At 63.2% G+C, this 18633-nt stretch carries 12 protein-coding genes; 4 read left to right on the top strand and 8 right to left on the bottom strand.

Annotation, left to right across the window (positions count from 1 at the left end; translation table 11 throughout):
- Positions 1 to 222: 222 nt before the first annotated feature.
- Positions 223 to 981, top strand: coding sequence for a sulfate transporter CysZ (gene cysZ / locus B597_RS42170; RefSeq protein ID WP_003293702.1), 759 nt, complete (start codon positions 223 to 225; stop codon positions 979 to 981).
- Between the two features lie 38 nt (positions 982 to 1019).
- On the opposite strand, the gene B597_RS42165 is transcribed toward cysZ, so the two are convergent.
- From B597_RS42165 to B597_RS42150, 4 genes are all read right to left on the bottom strand, one after another.
- A complete protein-coding gene (locus tag B597_RS42165; RefSeq protein ID WP_003293703.1) occupies positions 1020 to 2129 on the bottom strand; it encodes an NADH:flavin oxidoreductase in 1110 nt (369 codons plus the stop codon).
- The gene (locus B597_RS42160) at positions 2126 to 2785 is read right to left on the bottom strand and encodes a TetR/AcrR family transcriptional regulator (RefSeq protein ID WP_003293704.1); all 660 of its coding nucleotides are present in this window, start codon (positions 2783 to 2785) and stop codon (positions 2126 to 2128) included. The genes B597_RS42165 and B597_RS42160 overlap by 4 nt, the downstream gene beginning before the upstream one ends.
- A gap of 136 nt (positions 2786 to 2921) precedes the next feature.
- Complete coding sequence (locus B597_RS42155) at positions 2922 to 3404, bottom strand: glutathione peroxidase (RefSeq protein ID WP_003293706.1); 483 nt, start codon at positions 3402 to 3404, stop codon at positions 2922 to 2924.
- A 114-nt stretch (positions 3405 to 3518) separates the two neighbouring features.
- Positions 3519 to 4004, bottom strand: coding sequence for an FKBP-type peptidyl-prolyl cis-trans isomerase (locus B597_RS42150; RefSeq protein ID WP_003293708.1), 486 nt, complete (start codon positions 4002 to 4004; stop codon positions 3519 to 3521).
- Positions 4005 to 4242: 238 nt separating this feature from the next.
- Between B597_RS42150 and B597_RS42145 the strand changes: the two genes are divergently transcribed.
- From B597_RS42145 to B597_RS42135, 3 genes are all read left to right on the top strand, one after another.
- The gene (locus B597_RS42145) at positions 4243 to 5430 is read left to right on the top strand and encodes an acetate kinase (RefSeq protein ID WP_003293709.1); all 1188 of its coding nucleotides are present in this window, start codon (positions 4243 to 4245) and stop codon (positions 5428 to 5430) included.
- Between the two features lie 152 nt (positions 5431 to 5582).
- Entirely contained in the window at positions 5583 to 7679 is a 2097-nt protein-coding gene (gene pta / locus B597_RS42140) for a phosphate acetyltransferase (RefSeq protein WP_003293710.1), read from the top strand.
- A gap of 395 nt (positions 7680 to 8074) precedes the next feature.
- Complete coding sequence (locus B597_RS42135) at positions 8075 to 8983, top strand: acyltransferase (protein ID WP_003293711.1); 909 nt, start codon at positions 8075 to 8077, stop codon at positions 8981 to 8983.
- 10 nt (positions 8984 to 8993) lie between these two features.
- Here the strand turns inward: B597_RS42135 and B597_RS42130 are convergent, their stop codons facing one another.
- From B597_RS42130 to B597_RS0223720, 4 genes are all read right to left on the bottom strand, one after another.
- Positions 8994 to 11126, bottom strand: coding sequence for a putative bifunctional diguanylate cyclase/phosphodiesterase (locus tag B597_RS42130; protein ID WP_003293712.1), 2133 nt, complete (start codon positions 11124 to 11126; stop codon positions 8994 to 8996).
- 119 nt (positions 11127 to 11245) lie between these two features.
- Positions 11246 to 14965: a CHASE domain-containing protein gene (locus B597_RS42125; RefSeq protein ID WP_024162414.1), complete on the bottom strand. Its 3720-nt coding sequence runs from the start codon at positions 14963 to 14965 to the stop codon at positions 11246 to 11248.
- 148 nt (positions 14966 to 15113) lie between these two features.
- Complete coding sequence (locus tag B597_RS42120; RefSeq protein ID WP_003293713.1) at positions 15114 to 15767, bottom strand: YiaD family glycine zipper/OmpA-like lipoprotein; 654 nt, start codon at positions 15765 to 15767, stop codon at positions 15114 to 15116.
- 478 nt (positions 15768 to 16245) lie between these two features.
- The coding region (locus B597_RS0223720; protein WP_031323717.1) for a beta strand repeat-containing protein at positions 16246 to 18633 on the bottom strand (2388 nt) is incomplete at its 5' end.

Genomic DNA, 18633 nt, shown 5'->3' with positions numbered 1-18633 from the left:
ATACGGCGAGAGCGAGCCGGAAATGTCCGGCTCGCGAGGAGTAAAAAGGGTCATCCCAGGCACTTGGGGAAGGCTGTAGGAGTGGATGACCCGAAACCGTTGAGTGCCACCTTACCCCTCTGCCGAACCCGCGGACAATTCAGCTTTTTCATCCCGCCCATAGGGATGGACTATTCCTCTTTGCCCGATCCGATCCGACCCGCATCGACTCAGGAGACGCCAATGCCCGTATCCGCCCTCTCCGGCCCGCACTATCTGCGCGAAGGCCTGCGCCTGGTGCTCAGCCCCGGCCTGCGGCTGTTCGTGATTTTGCCGCTGACGGTCAACGTGCTGCTGTTCTTCGGACTGATCTGGATTGCCATCGATCAGTTCGACAGCTGGGTCGACACCTTCATGCCCAGCCTGCCGGGCTGGCTGGCGTTTCTCGAGTATGTGCTCTGGCCGCTGTTCGTCGCGCTGGTGGTGCTGATGGTGTTCTTCAGCTTCACCATGCTGGCCAACATCATCGCCGCACCGTTCAACGGTTTTCTGGCGGAAAAGGTCGAGGTGGTGGTACGCGGTGAAGATGCCGCGCCGCCTTTCAGTTGGGCCGAACTGCTGGCCATGCTGCCGCGCACGATTGGCCGCGAGCTACGCAAACTGGCCTACTTCGCACCTCGCGCGCTGGCATTGCTGGTGCTTTCATTCATCCCCGTGCTGAATCTTGCGGCCGCGCCGTTATGGCTGTTGTTCGGCGTGTGGATGATGGCGGTTCAATACATCGACTACCCGGCGGACAACAACAAGCTGAGCTGGTCGGACATGATGAGCTGGCTGCGCCAGCGCCGCTGGCAGAGCCTGAGCTTCGGCGCGGTGACCTATGCAGCGTTGCTGGTGCCGGTGCTGAACCTGTTGATCATGCCGGCGGCGGTGGCGGGGGCTACGTTGTTCTGGGTACGGGAAGGCGGGCCGAATCGGCAGCTCGATCGGCAACGAAGATGAGCCTTGGCTGGCGCATGCATCGTTGCCGGACATGAGCATTACGCCAGCGTCTTCAACGCCTCGCGACTGAACGGCAGGATATCTTCCATCCGCCCCTCACGTACCTTCACCGCCCAATCCGGATCGCAGATCAGCGCACGCCCCACCGCCACCAGATCGAATTCCTGCTTGTTCAAGCGCTCCAGCAGCCCTTCGATGTTGGCCGGCTGCGCGACCTTGTCGGTCTTGACCATGAACTGCAGGAATTCGCCATCCAGGCCGACGCTGCCGACGGTGATGGTCGGCTTGCCGGTCAGCTGACGGGTCCAACCGGCCAGGTTCAGGTCCGAGCCCTCGAATTCCGGCTCCCAGAAGCGGCGGGTCGAGCAGTGGAAGATGTCCACCCCGGCAGCCGACAGAGGCGCCAGGAATTCGCCAAGCGCTTCGGGCGATTGCACCAGCCGCGCGGTGTAGTCCTGCTGCTTCCACTGCGAGAAGCGGAAGATGATCGGGAAGTCAGGCCCAACCGCCGCGCGCACGGCCTGCACCAGTTCGATGGCGAAGCGCGAGCGGTTGGCCAGGCTGCCGCCGTACTCGTCGGTGCGCTGGTTGCTGCCTTCCCAGAAGAACTGGTCGATCAGGTAGCCGTGGGCGCCATGGATTTCCACGCCATCCATGCCGATCGCCTGCGCATCGCGTGCAGCCTGGGCGAACGCTTCGATCACGTCCTGAATGTCCTGCGTGGTCATGCCATGAACGACGACCTGCCCGTCCTTCTGCTTTTCCATCGGGCCATAACCGGGCACCTCCGGCTCCGGCTCGGTGCCCTTGCGGCGCACATTGCCCACGTGCCAGAGCTGCGGGACGATCTTGCCGCCGGCCGCATGCACAGCATCGACCACGGCCTTCCAGCCAGCCAGCGCATCTTCACCGTAGAAGCGCGGCACCTGCGGATAGCCATTCGCGGCGGTGTGGCCGACCGTGGTGCCCTCGGTGATGATCAGCCCGACCCCGGACGCGGCACGACGGCGGTAGTACTCGACCACGTCGGCGGTGGGCACGCCATTGGGCGAGAACGAACGGGTCATCGGTGCCATGACCACACGGGTCGGCAAACGAAGGGCGCCCAGCTCGAAGGGCTCAAACAGGGCTTGTACGCTAGCGGTCATCGATCGTCTCCTAATTGTTTGGGCAAGGCAGCCGGGCGCTCGCGGCCCGGCGAATGGACTGCAACCGGCGCCAGCAGGCGCCCGATCTGTTGAAGAAATACCTGCAGCGGCGCGACGCTACCGCTCACTTTCATACGCAGGAGTGCGCCTTCCCAGGCATCACTGATGAACTCCGCGGTTGCCGGACAATCGCAGTCCGGAGCGATCTCTCCCGCGCTGCGCGCCTGCTCCAGGCAGTACGCCAGCAGCTCGACCGAGCGGGCGAGGATCTCGCTGAGCCGCCGCGCAATGGGCGGACACAACTCGGCCATTTCGAAGCTCAGGCTGCCGATGAAACAGTGATACTCGGGCGTCTCCTTTCGCGCGAAGTGAGCGACGAGCTCCGCGTAGTAGCCGAGAATGCGCTGGCGTGGCGCGACCGCGCCGTTGCTGAGTGCGGCCTGATAGCGCTGCAGGCGCGGGACATAGATGTAATCCAGGGCCTGCAGGGCGAATTCTTCCTTGCTGGCGAAGTAGTGATAGAACGAACCCTTGGGAATGCCGGCCGCCTGGACGATCTCTTGCACGCCCGTGCCGTGATAGCCACGGCGGGTCATCACCTGGGCGCCTCTGGAAAGGATCAGGTCGCGCTTGTCGTTGCGTGCTGGAGTGCTCATGCGCCGAGGATATGACCGGTCGTCTCGCCGGCACAGCATCATCCATCGCGCTTATCCAGGCGCAACCACGGCGACCATGGCGCAGCGCGCAACGCAGAAGAAGGAGACGCGACCGCGCATGCGGCCGCGAACGGGATCAGGCCAGGGCGCCTTCGATCGCCTGGAGCAACGCGGCGTCGTCCGGCGCGGTACGGGGCGAGAAGCGGGCCAGCACGCGGCCATCCTTGCCCACCAGGAATTTTTCGAAGTTCCAGGTGATGTCACCCGGAAAATCGGCACCTTCGCCTGCCAGCAAACGATACAGCGGATGGCGCTGCGGGCCGTTCACCTCGAGCTTGCCGCTCAAGGGGAAACTGACGCCGTAGTTGAGCGTGCAGAACGAACGAATCTCCTCATCGCTTCCCGGTTCCTGCGCAGCGAACTGGTTGCACGGTATGCCCAGCACGCTGAACCCGCGGGGACCGTATTGCTGGTGCAGCCGTTCGAGGCCGGCGTATTGTGGCGTCAGCCCGCATTGCGAGGCGACATTGACCACCAGCGTGATCTGATCGCCGAACTGCGCCAATGGCAATTGCTCGCCGCCCAGCCCCGGCAACACCAATTGGTGGAATGCGCTCATGTCATCTCTCCTGACAAAAAAACGCCCCGGCAGGCAACCGGAGCGCTTTTCTTTCGATCGGCACGGCAGACAGGTCTGCCACCGTGCATGCGAACGCCTGTGCGGCGGACCTGATCAGTGGTGGTGACCACCTTCGCCATGGACGTGGCCATGAGCCACTTCCTCTTCGCTGGCATCACGCACGCTGACGACCTTGACGTCGAAATTCAGGCGCTGACCGGCCAGCGGATGATTGCCGTCGACGATCACATCGTCGCCCTCGACGTCACGGATGGTGACGATCTGCATGCCGCCGTCCGGACCGGAAGCGTGGAACTGCATGCCCACTTCCAGCTCGTCGACGCCTTCGAACATGGCGCGATTCAGCGTGGCAACCAGCTCGGCGCTGTACTCGCCATAGGCATCCTGAGGCTCGATGGCGACCTGGATGTGGTCACCGCCCTGCTTGCCCTCGAGCGCCTTTTCCAGACCGGGAATGATGTTGCCTGCACCGTGCAGGTAGACCAGCGGTGCGCCGCCGGACGAGCTGTCGATCACCTCACCGGCGTCGTTGGTGAGTGTGTAGTCGATGGAGACAGCCTTGTTAGCGGCAATCAGCATGGGACAGAACCTTCGCTTGAGAGAATGGATGTCGAAGTTTAACCATCCACCGCGCCGAATGCGAACCGGCCTTGGATGAACGGACCAGTGCCACCCGTCGTCATGGATGCCGTTGTAGTGCCTTCGAACACCGGACTACAACCTTTGGATGGCATCGCTTTCGAAGCCGATGTGCAAGAATCGGCGAAAAATATCTTTGGCAACCATTTCAATAACATTAGAGAACCAAGGAGCACCGATGTCGGCTCGTAACATCCTGGTGATTAACTGTGGCAGCTCGTCGATCAAGTTCGCCCTGGTCAACGAAGCGCAAGCGACCTTCCCGCTACAAGGCCTGGCCGAATGCATCGGCAGCCCGGAGGCCGTCATCCACTTCGAGAGCGCCGCTGGCAAGGAAAGCGTCAAGGTGCCGAACGCCGACCATCAGGCTGCTCTCGCCCAGATCCTGCCGCGGGTGGAAGACGCCGCCGGCGGTCACCTGCACGGCATCGGCCACCGCGTTGTACATGGCGGTGAAAAGTTCTTCGCCTCCTCGCTGCTCAACGATGAGACGCTGGCCGGCATCGAAGCCAACATCCAACTGGCGCCGCTGCACAACCCGGCCAACCTCAGCGGCATCCATGCCGCCATCAATCTGTTCCCGGATCTGCCACAGGTCGGCGTATTCGACACCGCCTTCCACCAGACCATGCCCGAGCATGCCTACCGTTACGCCGTGCCGGACGTGCTCTACAAGGAGCACGGCGTGCGTCGCTATGGCTTCCATGGCACCAGCCATCGCTATGTCAGCAAGCGCGCGGCCGAGCTGGCCGGCGTAGCGGTGGAAAACAGCAGCTGGCTGGTCGCCCACCTGGGCAACGGCTGCTCGACCTGTGCCGTGGTCAATGGCGAAAGCCGTGATACCAGCATGGGCCTGACCCCACTCGAAGGCCTGGTGATGGGCACCCGCAGCGGCGATGTCGACCCGAGCCTGCACAACTTCCTGAACAAGACCCTGGGCTGGGATCTGCCCAAGATCGACAACATGCTCAACAAGGAAAGCGGCCTGAAGGGCCTGTCCGGCCTGTCCAACGACATGCGCACCCTGGCCGAAGCCCGCCAGGCCGGCCATCCGGGCGCCATGCTGGCCTTCGAGGTGTTCTGCTACCGCCTGGCCAAGTCCCTGGCCGCCATGTCCTGCGCATTGCCGCAGCTGGACGGCCTGGTGTTCACCGGCGGCATCGGCGAAAACTCCTCTGCCGTGCGTGAGCGGACCCTGGATCACCTCAAGCTGTTCGGCTTCAAGGTCGATGCCGAAGCCAATGCCCGCTGCACCCGCGGTGTCGCTGGCGAGATCCAGAGCGAAGGCAGCCCGCGCATCATGGTGGTGCCGACCAACGAGGAACGCCAGATCGCCCTCGACACGCTGGCCCTGCTGGACGCCTGATCGCAGAGGCAAGCAGCATAGCGAAACCCGACAGGCCCGAGCCGTCGGGTTTCTGCTCTTGAGCGCCGCGGCAATCAGGCAGTTCCCGCACCGGCACGATTTGCCTAGCCTGGCCCACCGTTATCCGAGCACCCTGTCATAAAGGAGATGCCATGCACACACTCTTTCTCGCCCCTACCGGTTTCGGTGGCGGCCTCAATTCCATCAGCCTGGGCCTGATTCGCGCGCTGGAAAATGCGGGCCTCAAGGTCGGTTTCTTCAAGCCCATCGCCCAGCCGTTCCCGGTCGATCAAGGCCGTGAGCGCTCCTGCATTCTCGTCGAGCGCACACTGAACCTGACCTCCCCCGAGCCGCTGCCGCTGGAACAGGTGGAACGCCAGCTCGCCGATGGCGAAATCGACCTGCTGCTCGAAGACGTGATCAGTCGCTATCAGGAAGTGGCTGCCGGCAAGGATGTGGTCATCGTCGAAGGCATGGTGCCGACTCGCGAGTCGAACTACACCCAGCGCATCAACACCCAGCTGGCCAAGAGCCTGGACGCAGAGGTCATCCTGATCGCTGCGCAAGGCAGCGACAGCCTCAAGCGTCTGGCCGAGCGCATCGAGATTCAGGCACACCTGTACGGCGGCGCCAAGGACCCCAAGGTGCTGGGCGTGATTCTCAACAAGGTCAAGACTGACGAGGGGCTGCCGACGTTCATCGACAACCTCAAGCAGCATCTGCCGCTACTGGGTAGCGCAGAGTTCCAGTTGCTCGGCGCCATTCCTTTCTCCGAAGAGCTCAACGCCCTGCGTACCCGCGACATCGCCGAGCTGCTCGGCGCCCAGGTGCTCAACGCCGGCGAGGCCGACCAGCGCCGCGTCAACAAGATCGTGCTCTGCGCTCGCGCCGTTCCGAACACCGTGCAGCTGCTGCAATCCGGCGTACTGGTGGTGACCCCGGGCGATCGCGACGACATCATTCTTGCCGCCAGCCTGGCCTCGCTCAACGGCGAGAAGCTCGCAGGCCTGCTGCTGTGCAGCGACTTCACGCCGGACCCGCGCATCCTCGAGCTGTGCAAGGCAGCCCTGGATGGCGGCCTGCCGGTGATGACCGTCGAAACCAATTCCTACGACACGGCCAACAACCTGTTCGGCCTGAACAAGGAAACCCCTGCGGACGACATCGAGCGTGCCAAGCGGGTAACCGATTTCATCGCCAGCCATCTGCATCCCGAATTCCTGCACACCCGCTGCAGCGTGCCGCGCGGCGAGCTGCGCATGTCCCCGGCAGCCTTCCGCTACCAGTTGGTCAAGCGCGCCCAGGAAGCCAACAAGCGCATCGTCCTGCCGGAAGGCAACGAGCCGCGCACCATCCGCGCCGCTGCCATCTGCCAGGACCGCGGCATCGCCCGTTGCGTACTGCTGGCCAAGCCGGAGGAAGTTCAGCAGGTCGCTCGCGAGCAGGGCATTACTCTGCCGGCCAGCCTGGAGATCCTCGACCCGGACGCCATCGCCAACCGCTACGTCGAGCCGATGTGCGAGATGCGCAAGGCCAAGGGCCTGACGCCCGATGACGCTCGCGAACAGCTGAAGGATACCGTGGTGCTGGGCACCATGATGCTGGCACTCGACGAAGTCGACGGCCTGGTGTCCGGCGCCGTGCATACCACAGCCAACACCATTCGCCCGGCCCTGCAACTGATCAAGACCGCGCCGGGCTACAGCCTGGTGTCCTCGGTATTCTTCATGCTGCTGCCGGACCAGGTGCTGGTCTACGGCGACTGCGCGGTGAACCCGAACCCGAGCGCCACCGAGCTGGCCGAAATCGCCCTGCAGAGCGCCGAGTCCGCCGTGGCACTAGGCGTTACCCCACGCGTGGCAATGATCAGCTACTCCACTGGCAGTTCCGGCAGCGGTGCGGAAGTAGAAAAGGTCGCCGAAGCTACCCGCATCGCCCAGGAACGCGCCCCCGAACTGCCGATCGACGGCCCGCTGCAGTACGACGCCGCCTCCGTGCTCAGCGTCGGCAGGCAGAAGGCGCCGAACAGCAAGGTCGCCGGGCAGGCCACCGTGTTCATCTTCCCCGACCTGAACACCGGCAACACCACCTACAAGGCGGTGCAGCGCAACGCCAACTGCCTCAGCGTCGGCCCGATGCTGCAGGGTCTGGCCAAGCCGGTCAACGATCTGTCGCGCGGCGCGCTGGTGGACGACATCGTCTTTACCATCGCCCTGACCGCGCTGCAGGCTGCCAACCAGAACGGCTGACTCGCAAAAACGTGATCGAGCGGCAGGGACGCCGCGAAGCGCGGTACGTTGCGTCGGGCAACCGGCATGTCGACGGCGTAGCGGTTGAGAGGCGCCGAAGGCCAACTTGCGCCGACATGCCGCCTCTTGCATTGCTCGTTGGGCTTCGCTCAACGCAACCTACGATCGCTCCACCCATCCACAGGTGCGCGCCGTAGGTTGCGGTTGAGGCGCGCAGCGCCGAAGCCCAACGCTCACCGATGCGTCGCCTGTTCATCGCCGTTGGGCAGCTCACCTCGGCGAGCCCATCCAGCCGTGAGGCTGTCCAACACGATCGGGCGTGTGCACGACTGTTGCAGTTCGGCGCGCAATCGCTACTCTTGGCGCCTCGAATCCGCCGTATCGATGAGAATTACATGCTGAGCTTTCTTCCTGCTCCACTGCGTGGCGCCCTCGCCGCGCTGCTCCTGGCACTCAATACCCTCTTCTGGTGCTGGCCGCTTTTCGCCCTTTCGCTGCTGAAACTGTTGCTTCCCTTCCCGGCCATTCAACGCACGCTGCGTTTTGGCATGCACTGGATAGCCGAGTCCTGGATAGCGGTGAACAGCTTCTGGATGGATTCGGTCCGCTCCATTCGCTGGGACGTCCAGGGGCTCAATCAGGTCGACATGCAGCATTCCTACCTGGTGACCAGCAATCACCAGAGCTGGGCTGACATTCTCGCCCTGCAGTATCAGTTCAACCGGCGCATGCCGATCCTCAAGTTCTTCCTCAAGCAGGAGCTGATCTGGGTGCCGGTGATCGGCTTGTGCTGGTGGGCGCTCGAGTTTCCGTTCATGAAGCGCTTCAGCAAGGCATATCTGGCCAAATATCCGGAAAAGCGCGGCCAGGATCTGGCGACGACGCGCAAGGCGTGCGAACGCTACCGGACCAATCCGGTTTCGGTATTCAACTTCATCGAAGGCACACGCTTTACCGATGACAAACACACCGAGCAGGCCTCGCCATACCGCTACCTGCTCAAACCCAGAGCCGGCGGCATCGCCTTCGTCATCGACGCGATGGGCGAGCAACTGACGGCGCTGATCAACGTCACCATCCACTACCCAGACGGTCGCCCGACATTCTGGGATCTGCTGGCAGGCAACATTCGCCAGGTGGTGTTACGGATCAAGGCGCAGCCGATTCCCAGCGAGTTCCTGCGCAGAAACTATGACCAGGACGAAGCGTATCGGCTGGCCTTCCAGCAGTGGGTCAACCAGCTCTGGAGCGAAAAGGACCTTCATCTGGCGCAGCTGCACGAGCAGTTTCCGGCCCAGCGCTGAGTTCGGCCCGCTACCGGTTCAGGGCTGGCTCCCAGGCGAACCGGGCGGGAAACGCGCGGGCCTGCTCAGCGTTTACAGCGGGAGATACCAGAAAGCCCTGCATGACATCACAACCGTTTTCCACCAGCCAATCGCGCTGAGCGAGGGTCTCCACGCCCTCGGCAACCACCTCCAGGCCCAGGTTGCGGCCCAGATCGATGATGGTGCTGACGACCGCAGCGTCGCGCGGCGAGTCAAGCATGTTGGAGATGAACAAGCGGTCGATCTTCAGCGTATCCAGCTCGAAATGGCGCAGATAGGCCAATGACGAATAGCCTGTGCCGAAATCGTCAATCGCCACCCGCACCCCGAGCTTGCGCAACTGACGCAGCTTCTCGCAGCTCTGCTCGAGGTCCTGCATGAGCGTGCCTTCGGTGACCTCCAGCTCGAGCTGGGCGGGGTTCAGCTGGAATTCGTCGAGCAGCCGCCGAAGCGAATCGAACAGCCCGGCACGACTGAACTGCACCGGGCTGACGTTGAGACTGAGCACGAGATCGCTGCCAAGCGCCGACAGCCACTGCGAATGCTGGTTCATGCCCTCGCGCAGCACCCAGTCCCCCACGCGCTCGATCAGCCGGGTCTCTTCCAGTAGCGGGATGAATACGCCCGGCTGATTCTCGCCGGCCTCGCCCTGCGGCCAGCGCAGCAGGCCTTCGAAGCCGCGCAGTGCCCCGCTGTCGAGGATGATCTGCGGCTGATAGAGCAGTTCGAAATCGTTGCGGTCGGTGGCGCTGCGCAGGTTTTCCTCCATCATCAGCCGCGCGTGCGCCCGCTCGTTCATATCGTTGGAAAAGAACCGGTACTGCCGGCGACCGGCACGCTTGGCCTCGTACATCGCCATGTCCGCCGAGCGCAGCAACTGGTCGACGCTGACCCCGCAATCGGGAAAGTGCGCAATGCCGATGCTGGCACCGAGGGTAACCTCGGTACCGTCGATCCGGTGCCGCACCGAGATCAGCTCGATCAGCTTTTCCGCGACACGCGCGGCGTCCTCCGGCTGGTCGAGGGAATCCAGCAGTGCGGTGAACTCATCGCCGCCCATGCGCGCGATGATGTCGTACGGACGCATGCAGGTTTCCAGCAGGCGCGCCACTTTGCACAGGATCTCGTCACCGGCGTCGTGGCCTAGCGAGTCGTTGATGCGTTTGAAGCCATCCAGATCGATGTAGAGGATGGCCATCCGCTTGCCGTTGCGATCGACCCGCGCCAGCGACGACTCGAGTGCCTGATGGAAACCGCGCCGGTTCAACAGCCCGGTCAGCGAGTCGGTGACCGCCTGGGTTTCCAGCTGGTCGTGCAGGTTGCGCACCACCGACATGTCCAGGGCGATGACCACCATCGAGCGCTGCTGGCGTGGCAACGGTGAACTGGACAGGGCCACCGGCAGAGTCGAGCCATTGGCGGTATGCAACTGCGCCTCGTGCAGCCGGTACGTGGAACCGCTGCGCCAGTAACGATAGAAATCGGATTCGTGCCAACTGGCCGGCATCTGCGGCGCTGCCAGGTGTGACAGCAGCATCGTGCCCTGCAGATCCTCGACGCGGGTATGCAGCATGCCGGCAATCGCCGGATTGGCGAAGCTGATGAAACCGTCCTCGGCGACCACCAGGATCCCTTCCGCCGCGTTACTCAGCACCGAGGCGTTGAAGGCACGGGCGCTATCCAGCTGTTGCGAGAGCAGTTGCAGGTCGCGGCGGTTATGCTCGTGGGCCAGCAGGGTATTGATCTTGTGCTTGAGCACCTGGGGGTCGAACGGCTTGAGGATGAAATCCACCGCTCCGGTGGCATAACCGCGCAATACCGAATCGCGCGTATGGGCAATGGCCGAAACGAAGATGATCGGCGTGTAACGCGTATGCGGGCTGCCGCGCATCAGTCGGGCGACTTCGAAGCCATCCATGCCGGGCATCTGCACGTCCAGCAGAACCAGTTCGACATCCCGTTCGAGCAGCGCCTTGAGCGCCGCCTCACCGGAGTTGACGGTATGTACCTGCCAGTCGCCGTCGCCCAGCAGCGCCTCCATTGCCACCAGATTGGCCTCACGATCATCGACTACCAGCAGCGTACGACTGCGTGGCCTGGTCTTAAGCTGCGTCTGCGTCATCGCCAACCTCCGGCCGGCAGCACAGGGCTGTCGGTAATGAACACGATGGGCTCATGCACCGCGCACGAAAGCAACTGAGCCACGGCCCTGAGACCCCATTGTCCGGCATGTCGCACGCCCTACTCCTCTTCCGCATCGGCCGCGGCCTGCTCCAGACCCAGCCAGAGCCGCAGCAGCTCCAGCAGCGCCACGTCTTCGACCGGTTTGACCAGCACATCGTCCGCACCCGCGGCAAGGTAATGCTCGGGTGCCCCCACTTCATCGGCGCCGGCCAGCGCCACGATCGGCACCTGGCAACCATGCTCCTGCCTGAGTCGTCGCGCCAGCTCGGGACCTTCCACCCCTGGCTGGTGCATGTCCAGCAGTACCAGATCGAAGGCATCGGCCTCGAACCGCTGGATGGCCTCTTCGGCACTGGTCGCCGGGACCACCTGTAGACCCAACTGGTCGAGCTGAGCAGTCAACGAATAGATCAGGCGCACGTCTTCATCCACCAGCAACACCCTTCGTCCGGGTGCAGCCAGTTGCAGCGCGGCGGCAGCGTCGGATGATAACGGCGCAGGCTGCGGCCGCAGGACGTCGCCCATGCGTTCCACGGCTTCCGACTTGGCTATTACCGTCCCCGAATACTGGCGTAGTCGTCGTTGATCTACGTCTGACAGCGGCTCCTCGCTGGTCAGCAGCACCGTAACCCCTCGTAGCGAGCGGACCCGCTCCAGAGCGTCCAGCAGACCCAGGCCGTTGCCATCGGCCAGTTCGTTATCGACCACCACGACCGAAAAGACATGCTCGGCATAGGCCAGTTGAGCACCGCCCCCCGTAGCCGCCAGCGTGACGCTGTAACCGAGTCGTTCGAAATGGTCGCGAATCAGACCCCGGCGCCGTGGATCGGTCTCCACCAGCAGAAGGCGCAGCGGGTTGTGCTCATGACGCGCGATTTCAATGAAGATGCGCTCGAGTTCCGCCTGCGCAACTGGTTTGACCAGATAGCGCGAGCCGTCGTCGTTCCAGTCATGGGGCTGCGGCACGCAGGAAATGATCAGTGCCGGCATGCCTTGATGGCGTTCATCGGCGCGCAGTTCGCGATGCACCTGCCAGCCGCTGATATCCGGCAGCAGGATATCGATGATCACCGCGGCGAAGTGCTCCCGCTTCAGCGCTTCCAACCCTTGCTGGCCGGTGTTGCAGATCAGGCTGGTGAACCCATGGTTCTGCCCGACCTCGGCCACCACGGATGCGAAATCCGCATCATCCTCGATGATCAACAGCCCTGGGCCCCGCCCTCGCCGCTGAGGCTGGGGCGGAAAAAACGACGCTGCAGGCGTCGCCGGTACCGAGCCCACGGGTAGCCGGACGGTAAAGATGGCCCCCTCGCCAAGCTCGCTCGCGACGGCAACCTCCCCACCCAGCACTTCAACCAGCTGTCGGGTGATCGCCAGCCCCAAACCGGTACCGCCGTACTGCCGACTGATCGAACCATCGATCTGCTGGAACGCCTGGAAGATGCGCTCCTGCTGGTCCTTGGCGATACCGATGCCCGTGTCACGCACCTGTAGCTGCAGCATCTGCTCAGCCGCGTGATCGGCTGCCGGGCAGCTCACCAGCAACTCCACTTCGCCGTGCTCGGTGAATTTCAAGGCATTGGTCAACAGGTTGTGCAGGACCTGTTGCAGCCGCGCGCGATCGGAACTCAGGACGGACGGCACGTCCGGGTCGATATTCACCTTCAGCACCAGTCCTTTCTGCTCGGCCATCGGCCTCAGACCAACCTCCAGTTCGGTCAAGAGCTCGCGCAGATTCAGCGGCTCCAGCTTGAGCTGCATGCGCCCGGACTCGATCTTGGCGAGATCGAGCACGTCGTTGATCAGTTGCAACAACTCGTGGCCGGCACGGTGAATGATGTCGGCATGACGCACCTGCTTGTCGTTGAGGTTGCCCGAACCGTTCTGCCGCAGCTGGTCGCTGAGAATAAGAATGCTGTTCAGCGGTGTACGCAGCTCATGGGACATGTTGGCGAGGAATTCGGACTTGTAGCGATTGGCCACAGCCAGTTGGTCAGCCTGTTCACGCAACCGTCGCTCGGCCGCCTTGCGGTGGCTGATATCGATGATGACCGCCTGCACCAGTTGCTCGTCGCCGCTGCGCAACGGCGACAGGCCGATCTCGACCGGCAGCGCGCTGCCGTCCTGATGACGACCGAACAGCTCGCGGTTGCTGCCCATGCGCCGTGGCTCCGGATGCCTGGCGAAATCCTGGCGCAGGCCGCGATGCACTTCCCGTAGCGTTTCAGGCAGCAGCAGCTCGACCGGTTGGCCGAGCAGTTCCTGCCGGCTATAGCCGAACAGCAGTTCGGTCTGGCGATTGACCATGACGATGTCACCGTGCCCGTCCACCAGCACGAACGCATTGGGAGACGCCTCGACGACATTGCGGAAACGCTCCTCGTCACGCTTCCGCGCCTGCAGATCGAGCAGGTTGAGCACGTAGTACAACGCATCGTCGTGACTGAAACTGGTCAGGCTGACGGCCACCGGAATGGGGCTGCCGTCCTCCCGCTGGGCCTGCAGTTCAAGCTGGCTGGCTTCCCGCAACTGCCGGAGGATCTGCTCGCCGAGTACCCCGGGCACGTAGCGACCGACACGCTCGCCGGCGAGCAGTTCGGCGGTGCTGCCGAGCAATTGCCCGGCGCTCTGGTTGGCCAGTTCGATGCGCCCGCTGGCGTTGCACAGCAGCGTCGCGACCGGCAGTTGTTCAATTAACTGGCGAAAACGCGCCTCTCGCTCCTGCAGTTGCAGGCTGAGTACCTGGCTGCTGCGCAGCGCGCGTTCGCGCAGGTACAGGTAGCCCCCGACCAGAAGCGAAAACAACACCGCCGCCGTCAGCGCCGCGGCCAGGTTGAAGGCGCGGTTATGGTCACGCAGCAGCGCCTCGTACTCCGGCGTGCTGGCGACCTGAAGCTGCCAGCTGCGCCCATACATGTAGATGTTGCGCACCCGCTGAAAGGCCGCGTCGTCGCTGACCGGAGCCCGCCCGGCCAGCAGCGGGGCATCCGGGTTCGCGGCGTCGTAAAGCTGCAACTGCAGCATCCGGCTGCGCGAGCCGAGGATGCCCTCCATCAGATCGGTCAGCCGGAACGCACCATGCAGCGTTCCAACGAAGGCCTGCCGGCGTTCTTCCTCGGTAGTGACCGGGGCGGCAGAGGCATAAAGCGGCAGAAACAGCAGCACGCCTACCTGGACGTTCTTTTCGGTTTCCTGCTTGAGGCGCAGCGGCCCCGTGAGCACCGGATTGCCACTGTCGCGCGTGCTGATGATGGCCTCGCGGCGGGTGGCTTCGCTGAAGAGATCGAAGCCCAGCACTCGGCGATTCCGCCAGTCGGCGGGATGGATGTAGTCGACGACGACATACTCGTCCCGTTCGCCGGGCGGGTACATGCGAAAGCGTTCGCGCCCGTCCGCGCGGATCCGTTCGATCATACCGTCGATGGTTGCCGCAGTGGCATGCCGGGCCAGCGCGATGCCCTGGATGCCCGGATAGAAGTCCTGCAGCTGCAACTGGTACGCGGCACGCGTCCAGTCGTCCGCACTGACTTCATCGCTGCCCGCCACTACGCCGGCCAGCCCGCGCAGCACCATCTCGTAGGCTCGCATCCGTTCGCGCAGGGTGTGCTCGATGTCATCGACGGCGAAGATGAAGCGCTGCTCCTGCTCGGCCTCGCTGCGCTGCTCTTGAACATGCCACTGCCAGCCAATCCATCCACCCAACCCCGCCATCAGGACCAGAGCGACCAGTACTGGCAGCCGGGTCCTGCGGGAATGGAGAGCGGGACGATCATCCATTCGACCTCCTCTGTGCCACTACTGGCGCGCTATCCAGTGTCAGATTCGGATAGCGCAGAGAGGTTCAACGCCCGCAGAGGGAAACGAATTAATGGCGTCTGAATCACGACGGCAGCAGGGGCCTTGCGCCCCTGTTGCCTATCAGCTGTTACAGCGGACGAAGATTGATCTCGACACGGCGATTCTGAGCACGGCCGGCTGCCGTGTCGTTGCTGGCAACCGGCTGGCTCGGACCGGCGCCGTAGGACGAAATTCGCGCCGCCGCCACGCCATTGCCCACCAGGTACGATGCAACGCTTTGCGCGCGGCGGTTGGACAGGTCCTGGTTCAGCTGCAGCGATCCCGTACTATCGGTATGACCGACGATATCGACGCCGTTCTTGTCGAACTCCCTGAACACCTGCACCAGCGAATTCAGCGTCGGATAGAAGGTGCTGGAAATATCGGCCGAGTTACTGGCGAAGGTGATGTTGCCCGGCATGATCAGCGTCAGGTTGTCACCGTCGCGCTGTACCTGAACCCCGGTGCCCTGCAGGGTCTGGCGCAACTTGGCTTCCTGCGTGTCAACGTAATAGCCATAGCCACCGGCGGCAGCACCGCCAACCGCAGCACCGATCAGGGCACCCTTGGTGCGATCCTTTTTGCTTGAAGTCGCCGCGCCGATGACTGCACCGCTGATGGCACCAATGCCGCCATAGATGCCGGCCTTGCCCGCCTGCTGCTCACCGGTATAGGGGTTGCTGGTGCAACCGGCCAGCAGGGCGAGACCCGCGGCGACAGCGCTCATGTTCAGCTTTTTCATAGGTACTTCCTTCTCTTAACAATTACCAGGACGGTCCCGGCGCCCTCGCGAGCACCGCCCTGAATGCGCCGTTAGATTAACATCGACCACCTGCAAGGACAGGAACCGTGCGGCAGAACCCGGCCAACAGACCGAGCCACAGCGCGCACGAAGATGCCTGCCATCAGCCAGGCAAGTGTCTGCTCCGGCGCCGGAGCAGACTGACCTTGTCTCCAGCAGCCTTATACAGCCGCCCGTCCAGAGCGATCATGAAGCACGACGTAGCCTTTCGATAAAGTTTTTGAGCGAATGGTCGAGCGGGGGATGATCCCTGCCGGGAAACAGCACAGCGCAAGTTATCGGCAGTCGGGTGAGGAAGCGTATTCACGATGCTTCGCTGGCAAGCTCGCCCCCATGTAGCGGTCCGGGCAAGCAAAAAGTACAGAACTGAAAAAAGGCCGCCGGGCAAACCCGGCGGCCTTTTTCACAACGTGGTGACTTACTTGTTGTAGGTCATCACGCCATCCTCACCCTCCACGAAGCCTCGGCTCGGAGCGAGCTGTGCCTCGTTGATCACACCGACCGCGAACATCTGCTCCGGACGGCTCTGCTGCTGCACCGCCGGCTGCAACAGGGCCTCCATGAAGCGTCGGCTTTCGGCCAGGCTGCCACCAATCACACGGTTATCCAAGTTGACGTGAGCAGAACCGTTGATGTTACCCATCAGCTCTCTGATCAACCCGGCAGAGCCGTTGTTGGCGTTGACCGTGACCTCCCAGGCCTTGACGTTCGACACGCCCGGCAGGTTGTCGAGCACCCTCGGCGCTTCGAAGATCACCTTGCCGCCTCCGGCCTTGTTGGAGGTCTGGATCGAGGACACGCTGACGCTCTGGCCGCCCTTGTAGGTGACGGTACCGTTGCTGGTGGACGTGGTGGTTCCAGCCGCCATGTTTACCGCGCCGCTACCATTGACGGTGACGTTGCCACTGCCTTGGGTAGTGATGTCAGCGTTCTGCGCAACATTCGCACCGCTCAGCGAGATGTTGCCATTGCCGCTGTGCTCGACGTTGCCACCCACCTGCAGATCGCCTGCGGTGGTCAGCACGATGTCGCCCTTGCTGGCCTTGAGTGCATCGCCCGAGGTCGACGACAGGGTCAGCGTACCGCTCGAAGTGCTGTTGACACGGATACCGCCGGTGCCGCCGTCAGCCCCGAGGGTCTGCACGTTCACATCGAAGGCGTTACCGCTGGAACCCACACCGTTGGCCGCGACCAGCTCGACACCGTTGGCGTTGATGTCATCAACATCATCGTTTTGCACATCGAGGATGGCACCGGCGCCAGCCTGCAGGCTGACGTTGTGACCTTCGGCGTTGATCACGTCGACATTCAGGTCGCCGCTGGCACTGTTGATGGCCACATCACCGTCGCCGCTGTTGACGGTCAGGCTGTCCAGGCCGTCCGCTTCGTCGATGGCAATATTGCCGCTGCCGGAAACCTGCGCGTCGAGGGTCTTCACCCGCGTCTGCAGAGCGCCGTCGGCACCGATACCACCGCTGGCGGCCAGACTCAGGTCCTGACCTTCGATGAGCGTATTGTTATCGCCATCGTCGATCAGTTGACCGTTATTCACCGACAGGTTCACCGCGCCGCTGCCGCTGACTTCGCCGACCACGGCATTGCCGTCGTTGACTGCCACCTGCACGTTGCCGTTACCGGTACTGACGTGCTCCAGAGTCACTGCCTGGGATTGCGTCAGGTCGACGTTGCCGGCGGTGGTGCTGGCATCGATGGTATTGGCGCTCAGTTGCAGCGCGCCCTGATCGCCGTTACCCAGGCCGCTGGCGGCGTTGAGCTCGACGCGGTCACCGCTGATACCGGTGACCTGGGCGATGCGGGCAAACAGGCGACGCAAGATCGATGGCTGATCAGTGACGATGGCCCCTCCGTTGGAGGTCAGGCTTACGTTGTGGCTACCGGCATCGACCGTATTCACGCCGATGTCGCCACCGGCGGTGACGGTGATGTCGCCGTCGGCGGTGACCAGCCGGGTCAGGGTGATGTCGTCGTCCTCCGCAAGGGTCAGGTCGCCGGTGCCGTTGACCGTTACCGTGGCGCTGTCCACCGCAGTGTGCAGGTTCACGCCGGTTTCGGCGTCGACGCTCAGGCTGCCGCTCTGGACCAGACCATTGCTCAGGGTTTCGACCTTGCCACTGGAAACCAGCTCGATGGAGTCGCCCTGCAGTTGCTGGATGGCGATGTCACCCGCATCCACCGACACGAGGCCATTGGCAGCTGCCACGTCATCCAGAGTGATGCCGTCAGCTTCGTTGACCACGATCGACCCGTTATCGGCCTTGGCAACCAAGGTATCGACGTCGGTGCGCAAGGCATCGTTGGTACCGATATCGCCCGAAGCGTTCGCCGTCAGCTGCTTGGCCGTAACGTTGCGTTCGGCAGTGCCTTGTACCTGAATGTCACCTTCTTCGGCGGTGAGTGCCACATTGCCGTCAGCGGTGCGGATCTGGTCGATCAGCAGGTTGCCACCAGCGCTGTAGGCGACATCGCCCTTGCCAGCAACGTTGGTCAGTGCGCCCACGCTCATGCTCAGGTCACCATTGGCGTCGGCGTTCACCTGACCTTCGGTCACGGAAACGGTGCCGTTCTGCACTAGGTCGCCCTGGGCCGCAAGAACCACATCGCCGGTACCGACACTGACGTCCTGGATGGTCGCATCACCCACGGCGCTGTAGTCGACGTTGCCGAGAGTGGCGGTGGTGCTGCCGTTGGCCGTCATCAGCAGGTCGCCACCGGCTTCGGCGGTGACGTTGCCTTCGCCGGAATGCACCAGTGCATTCTGAGTCAGGTTACGCACGGCATCCAGTAT

Source organism: Stutzerimonas stutzeri KOS6 (assembly GCF_000307775.2).
In the GTDB taxonomy this organism is placed as follows: Bacteria; Pseudomonadota; Gammaproteobacteria; order Pseudomonadales; family Pseudomonadaceae; genus Stutzerimonas; species Stutzerimonas stutzeri_B.
This window is presented reverse-complemented; position numbering and strand designations above follow the sequence as displayed.

Coding starts and splice junctions, on each gene's coding strand:
- B597_RS42155 (WP_003293706.1), bottom strand. CDS start 3,404: ATGAGCGCATTCCACCAATTGGTGTTGCCGGGGCTGGGCGGCGAGCAA.
- cysZ (WP_003293702.1), top strand. CDS start 223: ATGCCCGTATCCGCCCTCTCCGGCCCGCACTATCTGCGCGAAGGCCTG.
- B597_RS42145 (WP_003293709.1), top strand. CDS start 4,243: ATGTCGGCTCGTAACATCCTGGTGATTAACTGTGGCAGCTCGTCGATC.
- B597_RS42130 (WP_003293712.1), bottom strand. CDS start 11,126: ATGACGCAGACGCAGCTTAAGACCAGGCCACGCAGTCGTACGCTGCTG.
- B597_RS42125 (WP_024162414.1), bottom strand. CDS start 14,965: ATGGATGATCGTCCCGCTCTCCATTCCCGCAGGACCCGGCTGCCAGTA.
- B597_RS42135 (WP_003293711.1), top strand. CDS start 8,075: ATGCTGAGCTTTCTTCCTGCTCCACTGCGTGGCGCCCTCGCCGCGCTG.
- B597_RS42160 (WP_003293704.1), bottom strand. CDS start 2,785: ATGAGCACTCCAGCACGCAACGACAAGCGCGACCTGATCCTTTCCAGA.
- pta (WP_003293710.1), top strand. CDS start 5,583: ATGCACACACTCTTTCTCGCCCCTACCGGTTTCGGTGGCGGCCTCAAT.
- B597_RS42120 (WP_003293713.1), bottom strand. CDS start 15,767: ATGAAAAAGCTGAACATGAGCGCTGTCGCCGCGGGTCTCGCCCTGCTG.
- B597_RS42150 (WP_003293708.1), bottom strand. CDS start 4,004: ATGCTGATTGCCGCTAACAAGGCTGTCTCCATCGACTACACACTCACC.
- B597_RS42165 (WP_003293703.1), bottom strand. CDS start 2,129: ATGACCGCTAGCGTACAAGCCCTGTTTGAGCCCTTCGAGCTGGGCGCC.